This is a genomic window from Acidithrix ferrooxidans, assembly GCF_000949295.1.
Taxonomy (GTDB): domain Bacteria; phylum Actinomycetota; class Acidimicrobiia; order Acidimicrobiales; family Acidimicrobiaceae; genus Acidithrix; species Acidithrix ferrooxidans.
This window is the reverse complement of the sequence record NZ_JXYS01000081.1, coordinates 26,242-38,690: the sequence shown is the minus strand read 5'-3', so window position 1 is coordinate 38,690 and position 12,449 is coordinate 26,242. Positions and strand designations below refer to the sequence as shown.

12 protein-coding genes are annotated in these 12,449 nt (G+C 47.1%); 8 read left to right on the top strand and 4 right to left on the bottom strand.

Annotation, left to right across the window (positions count from 1 at the left end; translation table 11 throughout):
* Nucleotides 1-3: 3 nt before the first annotated feature.
* Complete coding sequence (locus tag AXFE_RS12865) at nucleotides 4-960, bottom strand: PhoH family protein (RefSeq protein WP_052606367.1); 957 nt, start codon at nucleotides 958-960, stop codon at nucleotides 4-6.
* Between the two features lie 408 nt (nucleotides 961-1,368).
* On the opposite strand from AXFE_RS12865, the gene AXFE_RS12860 reads away from it, so the two are divergent.
* Nucleotides 1,369-1,950 (top strand): hypothetical protein, encoded by a 582-nt coding sequence (locus tag AXFE_RS12860; protein WP_052606366.1) that lies wholly within the window; start codon nucleotides 1,369-1,371, stop codon nucleotides 1,948-1,950.
* A gap of 322 nt (nucleotides 1,951-2,272) precedes the next feature.
* Here the strand turns inward: AXFE_RS12860 and AXFE_RS12855 are convergent, their stop codons facing one another.
* Complete coding sequence (locus tag AXFE_RS12855) at nucleotides 2,273-2,506, bottom strand: helix-turn-helix domain-containing protein (RefSeq protein ID WP_052606365.1); 234 nt, start codon at nucleotides 2,504-2,506, stop codon at nucleotides 2,273-2,275.
* Nucleotides 2,507-2,811: 305 nt separating this feature from the next.
* Here AXFE_RS12855 and AXFE_RS12850 point away from each other — a divergent pair, with 305 nt between their 5' ends.
* Together AXFE_RS12850 and AXFE_RS12845 are read left to right on the top strand one after the other, a co-directional pair.
* Nucleotides 2,812-3,537 (top strand): CpaB family protein, encoded by a 726-nt coding sequence (locus tag AXFE_RS12850; RefSeq protein WP_052606364.1) that lies wholly within the window; start codon nucleotides 2,812-2,814, stop codon nucleotides 3,535-3,537.
* A 50-nt stretch (nucleotides 3,538-3,587) separates the two neighbouring features.
* Nucleotides 3,588-5,171: an AAA family ATPase gene (locus AXFE_RS12845; RefSeq protein WP_052606363.1), complete on the top strand. Its 1,584-nt coding sequence runs from the start codon at nucleotides 3,588-3,590 to the stop codon at nucleotides 5,169-5,171.
* A 29-nt stretch (nucleotides 5,172-5,200) separates the two neighbouring features.
* Here AXFE_RS12845 and AXFE_RS12840 read toward each other — a convergent pair whose 3' ends face one another.
* Both AXFE_RS12840 and AXFE_RS12835 read right to left on the bottom strand, forming a co-directional pair.
* The gene (locus tag AXFE_RS12840; protein WP_052606362.1) at nucleotides 5,201-6,115 is read right to left on the bottom strand and encodes an MBL fold metallo-hydrolase; all 915 of its coding nucleotides are present in this window, start codon (nucleotides 6,113-6,115) and stop codon (nucleotides 5,201-5,203) included.
* A 316-nt stretch (nucleotides 6,116-6,431) separates the two neighbouring features.
* Nucleotides 6,432-8,174, bottom strand: coding sequence for an MFS transporter (locus AXFE_RS12835; protein WP_052606361.1), 1,743 nt, complete (start codon nucleotides 8,172-8,174; stop codon nucleotides 6,432-6,434).
* A gap of 531 nt (nucleotides 8,175-8,705) precedes the next feature.
* On the opposite strand from AXFE_RS12835, the gene AXFE_RS12825 reads away from it, so the two are divergent.
* From AXFE_RS12825 to AXFE_RS12805, 5 genes are all read left to right on the top strand, one after another.
* Nucleotides 8,706-9,980, top strand: a complete 1,275-nt coding sequence (locus AXFE_RS12825; protein WP_152626082.1) for a CpaF family protein — start codon at nucleotides 8,706-8,708, stop codon at nucleotides 9,978-9,980.
* The gene (locus AXFE_RS12820; RefSeq protein ID WP_052606358.1) at nucleotides 9,973-10,881 is read left to right on the top strand and encodes a hypothetical protein; all 909 of its coding nucleotides are present in this window, start codon (nucleotides 9,973-9,975) and stop codon (nucleotides 10,879-10,881) included. Before AXFE_RS12825 ends, AXFE_RS12820 begins: the two co-directional genes overlap by 8 nt.
* Nucleotides 10,878-11,708: a type II secretion system F family protein gene (locus AXFE_RS12815; protein ID WP_052606357.1), complete on the top strand. Its 831-nt coding sequence runs from the start codon at nucleotides 10,878-10,880 to the stop codon at nucleotides 11,706-11,708. Before AXFE_RS12820 ends, AXFE_RS12815 begins: the two co-directional genes overlap by 4 nt.
* Nucleotides 11,709-11,812: 104 nt before the next feature.
* Entirely contained in the window at nucleotides 11,813-12,052 is a 240-nt protein-coding gene (locus tag AXFE_RS12810; RefSeq protein ID WP_052606356.1) for a hypothetical protein, read from the top strand.
* A gap of 6 nt (nucleotides 12,053-12,058) precedes the next feature.
* Nucleotides 12,059-12,448 carry a hypothetical protein gene (locus AXFE_RS12805; RefSeq protein ID WP_052606355.1) on the top strand — a complete coding sequence of 130 codons (390 nt, stop codon included), beginning with the start codon at nucleotides 12,059-12,061 and terminating at the stop codon, nucleotides 12,446-12,448.
* The last annotated feature ends 1 nt before the right edge of the window (nucleotide 12,449 follow it).

Sequence of the window (12,449 nt, the reverse complement as noted above, 5' to 3'; positions counted from 1 at the left end):
ATTCTACCTTAGATTCGGTGGAGGAGTAGCCTTTTCATAGGCGGCTACGATATCAGAAACTATCTTATGCCGAACCACATCTTGGCGACCTAAATGTACGAACGCAATTCCTTCGATCCCGCTCAATAAGCTCTCCAGGCCGAGTAGCCCAGAACGTCCTCCCGCAATATCAACCTGAGTAACATCACCAGTGATTACCGCCTTGGAGCCAAAACCGATTCGAGTTAGGAACATCTTCATCTGCTCTGGCGTGGTGTTTTGAGCTTCATCTAGGATTATAAAACTGGAATTTAGAGTTCTACCTCGCATGAAGGCAAGCGGAGCGATCTCTATTGTTGAACGCTCAATAAGCCTCAGAACGGTTTCTGTGTCCAACATATCATAGAGTGCATCATAGAGAGGGCGGAGGTAGGGATCCACCTTTGCCATGAGGTCACCCGGCAGAAATCCAAGGCGTTCCCCCGCCTCAACCGCAGGTCGAGTTAGGATAATTCGATTGACCGACTTCTCTTGCAAAGCTTGAACGGCCTGCGCCACGGCCAAATAACTTTTGCCAGTTCCAGCTGGTCCAACACCAAAAGTTATGGTATTTGCCGCTATAGCATCTGAGTATCTCTTTTGGCCAGCAGTCTTGGGCTTTACGTATTTTCCTCGCGAAGACTTTACTATCTTGGTCGTCAACACCTCAGATGGATTGACATCGGCGCTTATCATATCGATTGTACGCAACACGGCATTCTCATCAAGAACCTCTCCGGCTTCCAAAAGAACCACCCATTCGCGAAATAGCTTGGATAATAAACCTGCATCCGGGCCATCGATCGTAATTTGATTCCCTCTGACGTGCACCAGAGAGTTCGGAAATGCCGCTTCCAACATCCTAAGGAACTTATCGCCCTGTCCCAATAGCCCCGCCATTAGATTATTGCTCGGGACGAAGACCACCACTGCGTCGGTCATTGACAAAGGTGAGACTCCACGCTAACAAATTTCAAGAAAAGATCGCCTTCCTAAATGATCTACACCTACTTATGCTATCACGAGGAAGGACCATCTTCACACTATGGTCACAAGTCAGAGTTGGCTGGGATGATAGACCAGGTAACTTCACTAACAATGTAATTCCAAAAATAAGCGGCCAACGGCCCCCTCTCGGATCCGAGATTAAGTTATTATATTGTGGTTAACTTGAAAGCAAAGTCTTGGTTCGTTACGAGAACGAGACGAGTTGTTAAACCAAGAAGCCTGCCTAGGCTTCATCGCCAACTAATTGCGACCAAAATCGCCTCCAAATCTCACATCGCAAAACTTGCGATAAACCCCCTGCATCCCGTATGAATTTCTTGGAGAGAAAGTAGATCGATTCAGTTGGAAGATTTTCTAGACAACCCCACGTCGGCCCTGGATCGATGGGCAATGAATGAAGTCCTAGCAGAGCGGAACCTCTATGGCGCACAAAAGACACCGTTTTCGGAGGTCGCTAGAGCTCCTCTTGACACGAAAAAAGCTTTAGAAAACTTATCCCGTAGTCAAACTGAGATATACATTCAGTCCATTTCGGGCATACGGATTACCGGAATAGTCGCCAAAGTTCTCAGCGACGCCGTGATAATTGAGAAAGATGTTTCTACTGGCCAAAGGGATGTAGTGCTCATAACCTTCGGTGCGATCTCAGAGGTAACCTTCAAGGAGCGTTTTGATCTCGCGCTAAAAAAAAGTAAGAGTCCTGATGTTCAGGCCCAATTTTCAATCCTCGCCTATTTGGATAGGCATCTTCCTCTTGGTTCAAAGCTCGAAATTACGCTACTGCATAACAACCATAAAGCTCTATACAACTTCGCCGGAGTCGGCGAGGATCTGATCTTTCTAGAAAAACTAAATGAAATCGCCATATTTAGGACGATCTTCCCATTGGCAGCACTTGGAACGATCTCAATAAGAAGGCCATAGTCAAAATGAGGCTATGTCTGCTTGGAGAAGATTGCTGGGACAAATTGGAGTTTACCCAGCACTTTGAACTCAATTTTAAGCGAACAGATCTTTCGAAAAGAAAATAGCCAAAGATAAATATTTCCCTAATAGACAGCAATACTTGTTGCTCGAATCAGAGTGAGAGTTTGATTGGCGCTTCGACTACCACAAAATTGGCAAAATAAACTTAGCGATCACATTGACCATAAGAAAATTTTCTAGGGAGCTAAGGCTGTGACTTGGGCGATATTACCGAGACTCTTCGTTACCGAGACTCTTGACTACTGACTACTGAGACTAACTACTGAGACTCCTCGAGGATGGAATGTAGCGTACCCCTGCCAATTCTTTGGCCCTCCAAGAACTCCACAACGTCCTTGTATTTAAGTCGAATGACACGACCCATAAAGTAGGCGGTGAGCGACCCCGAATCAATAAATCTATACAAAGTTTGAAGACTGACCCCTAAATACTCAGAGGCCTCCTTTGAGGACATCCAGTCGATAGCCTCATAAGCTTTTCGGTGAACTGCCATTATAATTACCTCCTCGTAAGTGGTGATCTAGTTACCAACTCGTTATTGGAGAATTCGGTTCCACTTTGATCTACGCAAGTTTTGTGGGTGGCGCTAAGCAATTCGTAACAAATCGGGCGGAAACATCAATTTCTCTGCTCTTACAATTTATCATGTTATTTTGAAAGATATCAAACAACTATGCTATTCTAAGATATCGTAAATATTGACGTCAATATAACGATTTTGCTTCATTTTTCAAATTGCCTACTAGGCCTCATTGAGACGTACGCTCAAATCGAGCGCTTACTCAAGGAAAAACCCCTTTGAAAACACTTCCGAAGCGAAATATAAGACTCGGTCTGAGCTCCAGCCCAAACAAGGCCAGTTGGAAACCTCGCAATATCTATCGAAATGTTGGCATTCTTCTCTCGATCCTAGGCGTCGGCCTCGCGCTGAAAGCCATTACCTCCACCTCAACAGCTGGTACCACCGTTGGATATATCACAATTGCTAATCGCCAAATCCTACCTGGCCAGATCGTATCAGCTGGTGACCTTTCTGTTGCTCGGGTGACATCAGCAAATACTGTTGGTGCGCCGACACCAACCCTTGCCGAAGCCGGAATTATTGGCCGACGGACTCTTTATTCTATAGAATCGGGCCAAACAGTGTCACCGGGCGAAGTAGTCGCCTCCAAGTCGGGGAATCAAAAGAGGCTAATCTCATTTGCCATCCCCATATCGAGAGCATTAAATGGCGAAATCGTTACTGGCGATCGCATAGACATCTATGGCACCGCTGGGCAAGGCACCTCTGCGGTGACGACCGTGTTGGGGCGAAACCTCGTGGTAGAAGCGCTTTCAGCCATTCAAACAGGCGTATCTGCCCCAACCAACGCACCTATTACCATCACCGTTGCTGTCCCAGATTCAATGACGGCATTAGCAATTGCAAATGGAACCGCATCTCAGACAGTTTCAATTGATCTCGCGAACCAAGTCAATCCTCCAAATGACCCAGGAACCTATGCGGTCAACTTCGCAGGATAAGACTTTAGCAATCAAAAGAACAAAGACGCTTATACCCCAAAGAAGGAATAATGGAAGACGGACATTCACCATCCATAACGTCCCCTAACAACCGACCAACAGTAATCGCTATCTTAAGTGGAACCCACGCTTGGCTAAGAGAGTTAAGTCGATGGTGTAATGGATCGGTCGTAGACGTTGACCTTGCGGTAGCAATGTCAACGCAGGAGGTCATAGAGTACCTTCAAGCCAAAGCCTTGGTCGTGGCAATCCTGGTCGATTCAAATGCCAGCGAACAATTGATCTCAATCTACGAAATTGCCAAGGCACACAATATCAAGGCAATCAAGATCGGAACGACCCCAAATCCCCAAAAAGTGATCGAAGGATCTAGTAACTACCTTTGCTACCCCTTTAGTGTCGAGGAGTTCAATGGCGCGATAGAACCTATCTCTAAAAAAAACTCGCCAAAAACAGAAGCGCCAAAAACTCCAGAACCACCCGAGACCCCAGATAGCGATCCTTTTATTGACTTGAGCGATCTTCACCTAGGATTTGACGAGCAGAGCTTCTTAGAGGGGCTGGAGAGTCAAACAATCAACCAGGAACAATTCAATCCGATCTTACATGAATCCAACTTCAATCCAACAGAAATAGATAGCTTTGACTACGAAGGAGAGCTATACAACTTCGCAAATACCACAAATCCAATAGAGCAAAAGCCACAACCCCAATCAAGAACGTTTGCGGTCCTTGGCGTAGGCGGGTCTGGGGCATCTACGACTTCAATGGCGATCGCTCAAGCGTTAGCCCAAATGGATTCGACGCTCTTGATCGATATGAAAGCCGATGGTGACATCGGAATGTACCACGACGTCGATCGCGCCCACCCTGGCCTCGGCGAATTAATGGTTGGCGCGCGAAAGTCTGAGCTCACTGCTACCTATCTGCGAAACTTTTATATCCAGTGTCTAGAACGGCGCTATGTAATGATCGTTGGAACCAAGCGGCAAGAAGATACCTTGGCAGCACGAGAGAACGACCTAAGGAGTTTGATCGATAAAGTTACAGAGGAGTTCAACTACGTGGTGTTTGACATCGACAATAAGATTCGTGCTCCTCGGATCGTCGACGCCGTAGATCCAGATCCAACGGTCCTTGGAAGTGAAGTGGCGCTCGCCTTAGCTGACCGTGTAATAATCACACTTAGCGAAGACCTGCGAGGAATTCATGGAGCCCTCCGGTTACTCCATCGAGTCTTATCGCTTGGGACGCCCATTGCTTGCATTGCCTTAGTAGTCTGCAAATCCAATCGAACCATTCGACGCTCCTCGAATCCTCAGCATTCTCAATTGGAACGACTCTGCAACCAGGTTTGCAGTGAATTCATCCTCCACAACGAACCTAATACCTCAAAATCAAGACGAAACCTTAAAGTCAGCCCCGATAATGCTGCACTAAAGATCTTTACCTGCGGATTTGAGCGCAATTTAGAGTCAATTCATGAATCGATTAGACCACTTCCCAAAGGGTTATATCAACCCCTGATGTCATGGCTTGCACGTGAAGATACTCCCAAACAAACAAAGTCCGAACCTAAGGTCAATTTGCGGCGAATAATGCCTGGAGAGCTCGCCAGTGATGGAATCAATTGAACCGTCAAAATAAGAAGTCGCCCGACAAATCACCCCTTCAAAAAGAGAGTCATATCAAAATCAGATGCCTCATTGCGTATGTAGCCCCCTGAGCCAACAGCTCTCAAATGGCCACCTTCTAAGAGTGCGACAACCGAGGCCCGGGTGGAAAGTTCGGCTGCAAAAAAAAGTGATTCCGGGACCGAATCACCATATATTCCTCTGACAACATCCTTGACATCTTTTGGATTTTCGTCAAAAGAAAATAGAACTTGCTTCAACCTCAACATGCGATGACTCAGGTAATACCCTACGACCTCTTTGGATATCTCAGAGGTTAGGTCTGGTCCATGACCAGGTAAAAGATGACGTCGATCCAAGTCGTAAACCTTGATCAATGATCCGATGTAGCTTTCGAGGTCACCATCTGGAGCGGCCACCACCGAGGTACCCCTGCCAAGAATGTGATCACCGGTTAGGAGCTCTCCATCAGGTAGAAGAAAACAAAGATGGTCCCCGGTGTGGCCCGGAGTGCCAAGTGCTATCACCTTGGACGAATCAAGTTCGATGGAGTCATTATCTGAAAGGTGTATCATCTCCAAATCATCTAGGTGGCCATTCCCATAGACAGGTACTTCAAATTCTAAGCCGAAAGCCTTGGTTGCTTCAGAGTGATCAAAGTGACCATGGGTCAAAAGAATGCCACGTGGATCAAGCCCCTTTTTCTCGATTACTCCCTTTACCTCCAAGAGGTGCTCCAGCGTCGAAGGGCCTGGGTCTACGATAAATGTGGACAATTTGTCGCCCACCAAAAGATAGGTATTGGTTCCATCTAGAGTCATTGGCGATGCATTTGGTGCGACAATTCGTATCGCATTCGGTCCAATTTCGGTCACCGTTTCCATAGAGCCAAAAGGCACCTGTGCAACCCTAGGATCCACAACAGGCAGATCTTCGAAGTTCATATTTCACCATCTCCACAGTAAAACGATCGCACGAGATACTCCAATCTAGAATCCAAGAAGGACAGATCCCATAGTAACGATGAAAGTTCGTCTAAAGTCCTCTAGCAACTAGATTTTTCGCTATTGTGAGAATCAATATCGATGATTCTCCTCAGAGCTAAATGCCCAGGGTCCTCACCATCGGCTCATGTGATCATGAAGACAAATGCACCACAAAGCAAAAAAACAAAGCCATTTCTCATTGACCACGCTCCTTTTAGATCGTTGTGTAGTCAATGAGAAATGGGTAAGTTCTCGTCTTTTTTGAAGAGGATCTTTATTGAACAGGCTTTGGCTCATCATTCAAATCATTATGTGCATCCTCATGAACGAAGGTCGAACCTCGCATCCACGACGCAATGGCACTGAATAAACATAGTGCAAGAGCAAAGCTAAAGGCGATAGTAATTCCATGCTTAAAGGAGTTGGATATCAAGGTCGGAAAGTAACTCTTAGCAGTTAGCGTTGCAACGGTGTGAGCAGGCAGACTTGACAGCGAGGAGCCGAGAAGCGTCTTTATAGGATTGAATCCTAAAAATGCGCCAAACAATGAGGCGACTGCGGGCAGGTGCGCGATGTATGCCGCCTTATGAATACCGACTCCCGAACTTCTCAACCCCGAATATAGCTGACCAGGCAGGGTCGAGGATATTCCGGCAATCATAAGGGAGAAGAATATACCGATTGAAAGCACCTGCCCCGTGTTGGTCAAAGTAGCCAACATCCCAGAGGCAGTCCCTCTAGCGTTAGCTGGCACACTATTCATTACCGCCGAGCTATTGGGGGCCGCAAAGAGGCCAAATCCGATCCCATTTAAGACCAGAATTGGCGCGAAGACCCAGTAAGTGAAGTTGGTCGGAAGAAGAATCAGAAGGAAAAAAGAGATCGCGGCCACCAACATTCCCAGCGTCGCAAATAACCTCGCGCCAAAGCGATCTGAAAGGAAGCCTGAAACCGGCCCGGCTACCAAAAACCCTACAGTAAGAGGCAACATGTAGATACCGGCCCACAGAGGGGTGCGGGCAAAGCTATAGCCGTGCAGCGGCAACCAGATCCCTTGCAACCACAGGATCAGCATAAATTGAAGGCCACCTCGTCCAATAGCTGCCATCAGGTTCGCGGCGTTTCCAGCCGCGAAAGCTCTAATCTTAAAGAGCGAGATCTGAAGCATGGGATTTTCAACCTTGGTCTCGGTGTAGAAAAATAGACCGAGCAAGATGAATCCAGCTGCAAACTCTGCCAGAATCGTCGGAGTTGCCCATGACATTGTGTGGCCAGGGGCAGGCTGAATTCCGTATGTGATCGCGATGAGGATCAAAATGAGGCCACCTGCAAAGAGGCCTGAACCTAGATAGTCAATCTTGATCTGTCTACGCGGTGCCGAAGACTTCAACTTATAATATGCCCAAACGGTTCCAAAAATACCAAATGGGACCGAGACACCAAAGACGAGCCTCCAATTGACATCCGCCAAAAGACCGCCCACAATCAGACCAAGGAAAGCTCCAGAGAGACCGGCAACTTGATTAATTCCAAGTGCCGTACCCCGGCGCGATGGCGGGAAAGCATCCGCCAAGATTGCATTTGAATTCGCAAAGAGAAGTGCGCCACCAATTCCTTGGACGACTCGCATAATTATAAGGTAAAGGGCCGCACTGGATCCGCTACCTGGAGTCACCACTAAGGCAATAGATCCCAGGGTAAAGATTAGAAAGCCCAAAGTATAAAGGCGTACTCGTCCGAGAATATCACCCAATCGACCTAGCGAAACCACCAGAACAGCAGAGGCGACCGAGAATCCAAGAAGCATCCAAAGAAGATAACTTACGTTACTAGGCGCCAAGGGGTTGAGCTTGATTCCTCTAAAGATTGCAGGAAGTGCAATTATTACGATGGACGAATTTAAAAAAGCCATAAAGACGCCCAAAGTTGTGTTGGAGAGAACCATCCATTGGTAACGCCGTTCTTGCTTAGATTGACCGTCACCACCTGGTTCAGGTGCTTTATCAACAATCTTCATAATGCTCCTAATTATATGTTTTTATCTTATTTTAGTTGCATGTTACATGCAACTAAACAAACTCTTGATCTATCACTAAAATTTTTTGAGTTATTTCGAATGTTAACACCCTTTATCGGACTTGTTTGATATATATTTAAGTAATCAACAAAGCAGGTCGCTCCAGTCACTGTGAATCATGCTTGGTTGATATCAATTTTCGAATCGACCGGACAGGGTCCAAGCGTCATCAAGGCGTATATCCACAAGCTTCAAAACAGAAAAGCCAGTTTTCTCCTTGATCTCTATTGAAAAACCGCACGGCCAAAAATGACAACTTGAGCAAATAAGAAGACTTGCACAAGCCAAAACTCTGTTCGATGCTAAATCTATCGGTTAAATCCCCTTTTGATCTAAAACTTGGTCCCGAAAAATCGTCGATGTCGGCACGATCATCGCTAGATGTCAGATCCAAAATGAACCATCCAGGATCTCCGGGTTCCCGCTAGGAGAACATTTGGATCCTTGGGATCTTATTCAGGGAGTTATAAATTGACAATAATAAGCACCCAAACTCCACTACAGGAGATCGAGCGATCAGTTCAACTCATTGCACATGAGAACGATATTGACGTCACGATAGTCTCAAATCGCCCGAGGCTGGTAGGGATCATAAACCAAGAGATCGACCTTTGGCAACAGCGAAACTCGCACAGACCATTAACTGACGACTCTAAGCGGCATATATCGGGACGGATTGAATCCAACATTGTTGGCTATGGCCCGATTGATAGCCTTCTCGCCGACGATTCTGTTTGGGAGATCATGATCAACGCCCACGATTCAATCTTCATTCGACGACATGGCAGAGGAACCACTTTCCACCATGAAAGCTTTCATGACCCAGAGCACCTGCGAAGAACTATCGCGCGAATTCTCTCGGAAAATGGCCTAAATCAGCGCAAGCTAGAACCAGCTGATGGTCTCCAAGACGTGCAATTAGCCCAGGGCGCCAGGTTACACATAGTGCATCCCGACCTTACCAAAGAAGGGTCACTTATCGTAAATATCCGGAAATTTACGGGCCTGCCAATTCGTAATATATCAGAGCTGATCAAACGGCAGATGCTCTCAGCTTCTGCTGCTCGCTTTCTATTGAAAGCGCAAGAGGCCAGATCGACCATTATCTTTGCGGGGCCACCAGGATCCGGCAAAACTACACTTTTGGGGACTTTGGTAGGTGAGTTGCCACCTGAGACGAGAGTTACCATCGCCGAAGAGGTCCTAGAAACTCTAGTTGAACTGCCCAATGTTGCACATCTCCAAAGCCGACCCACAAGAAGTGATCGAAACGGAATCGACCTTAGAACTTTAGTTGCAGGCTTCTTGCGAATGTCACCAGACTTTGCGATCGTGGGAGAGGTTAGAGACAAAGAGGCGCTACCTCTCATACTCACCCTATCATCAGGGGTACCTGGATATACGACCATCCACGCCACCTCGGCGCGGGCGGCGCTTTCTCGACTGAGACTGCTAATCCAAATCGGAGGCTTCCAAATGCCCTTTAGCGCGGTCACTCAAATGGTTTCGGACGCCGTCGACCTAGTGGTTTATGCAAATCGAATTGACGGTGTCCCCAAAGTAACTGAGATTGTGGCGGTTGAAGATCCCAACGGTGGAGTCGACTCAAATTCCTTCACAACTTCCACGATCTTTGAACTTGTCGACAATAAGTTGGTGCCCAGCGGCCTCCTCCCCCAAAGGCTCAGACAAAAGAGCAGAAACAAAGGGATTGACATTACCATGGAAGAGCTCTTGAATGATTAATCCAGGACGCTTTAACACAAAGGAGCTGACGACTCTAGCCAGCGGGATCGCTTTCATTGGTGCATCAACCGTCATAATTGCGCACTCCAATGCGAAAAAAACCCAAGGAAAACAGGGTCACCAGGAAAAAATAGTCGAAAAGGTCAACGTTCTACTGTCAACATTTAGCACGGGTGAACTCTCTTTGATCTTTGCACTCTCAATCTTTGCAACCGGAACTGCCCTCTCCTTGTCCTCTAGCCCCATCCTTGGATCGATTGTATTTGCGATCACGGCATTAGGCGGTGTCCGTGGGTTAAAGATCAAAAAAGAGACAAAGATCCGCGTTGATGCACTTAGAAGCTGGCCACTAATCCTCTCCGAGCTTCAACTACGCATCGGCACAATGGGCGCACCGCTTCCGAACGCACTCTTTTCATCTGGCAAATCAGCGCCGCCCACGATATCGAAGTTTTTTCACCAAGCCGAACGGAACTTCTCAATTACTGGCTCTTTCGACTCAGCCCTTGCCATCTTGTCCAAGGGTCTAAATGACAGCGGCACCTCGATAGTCACTGAACTTCTGAGTGTCGCCAAAGACGCTCCAGGGTCAGATCTTATGACACTGATCTCAGACTTACAAGAAGATAGACAAGCCGAATGGGATCGTCAAAGCGAATATGAGGCTCGCCTAGCAGGAGTTCGGTTCGCAAAATACTTCGTAATAATCGTGCCTTTGGGAATGCTTGGCGCAGGAAGCGCAATAGCAGGGACAGGGCCCTACCAAAGTTCGCTCGGTCAACTCGGTCTTGTCCTATCGCTTTTGGTTTTGATAGCAACGTGGGTTTGGGCAAGCCGTCTGTCGGATCCCAAGCGCCTGTATGCAACTCTAAAGACAAAAGAGGCGGTACTCCCAGAATGAATCCATCCATTCCAGCTGCATTAGCGACAATCTCATCGGGCATCGGAGGTGGAATCACCATATCAGTTTATTATCAAAAAAACCGATCCGCCAAAGAACGAATCTCTCGCCATTGGATAGCAGAACAAAGTGCGCCCTCAATCAATTTGAAAGGCCATAGTTCCTCGAAAGATCTCATAGAGGGATTAACTGCACGGAGTCGATGGCTAAAAGCCAACTACACACCTCACATAGCTTTGGCCACAATAGGACTGTTCGTTCTGTCAATTCTGAGCAGGTCCTGGTCGGTCTCTGTCTTGTCGTTCTTAGCCTTTTTATCTGGCCTAACTTTGGCGGTAGCATTCCCAGTCGTAAATGACCAACTCCGAAAAGCTAAAATCACAAAAGCGATCGATGCAAATCTTGCATTGGATATCGAAAAGATGGCTGTATACCTCTCCGCAGGACTATCAATCACATCTGCAATAGCACGGCTGTCCAAAAACTCAACCATCGCATGCAGAGCACTGTTTGAAGATTTAAATCTCTCCCTCGCCAGTGGAGTCGAACTCTCCGAGGCCCTCGCCATCTTACAGATCACATTCAATTCAGATTCTCTACATCGGTTTTGTATCATCTTAGAGAGCGGACTTTGGGGCGGAAACTTACCTAGGGCTGCCAGACATGAGGCTCAATCGCAAAGGGTCGATGCACATCGTCAAGCACTCGCCCTAATGGAAAAAAACTCGCAAAAAATTTGGATTCCAATCACAATCGCTGCATTGGTACCAGGCATCATCCTGATATTTATTCCTTTCCTCTCAATACTCCGCACCGTGAGCGGATAGTAAACCACCTCTCGAATTCAACTTTGAAAAACTATCGCGCCCAGAACGCCTCCAGTAACCAACTTCCAAAGGTATGCACCGCACACAAAAGATTGAGAGTCGCTATGTCACTAATAAATCAAACAATAATCAAAATAACCCTTTTGGTCGGAGACGGAGTTCATTGGCTTTCTCAGTGGAGAGATCGCTACGACTTTGACGAAGCCGGAGAAGGCGTCGTCTCTGCAGCAATAGCGGTCCTGATCTTCGCCTTTCTTGGGGTAATCCTATGGGTTGCCTTCAAAGCAACCATGGGAACTGCGACCAACACCATAAATGCCCAAGTTGCAAAGTTAGGACAATAACCTCACTTGAAAGATCCCAAGCAAGCAATCTCCTCCGAGAGCGGTACGGGAATCATTAGTTCGATAGCTGGAATTCTTGTCGCACTCTTGATCCTTCAGGCAATCGTCTACCTGGCCAGGATAGCTGATACCCGTATCCGCTCGCTTGCGGTAGCTCAAGATACTGCAAGACTCTTTGCCGGAATCGACTACCAAAATGGCTATCTTTCCCGAGCAACGATCCTAGATACCGCCAAGGCCGATCTCGGGTCGTTAGCAAAGCAATGTGCCCTAAATGAAACGACAAAAGCACCAATGAACGTCACGGTAGCGATACAGTGCAGTGTTCCGTTGATATTTTCCCTCGGAAATATAGTCAGTTCGTCCATAAGCTCACGTGCCACAATAACCAACTAAC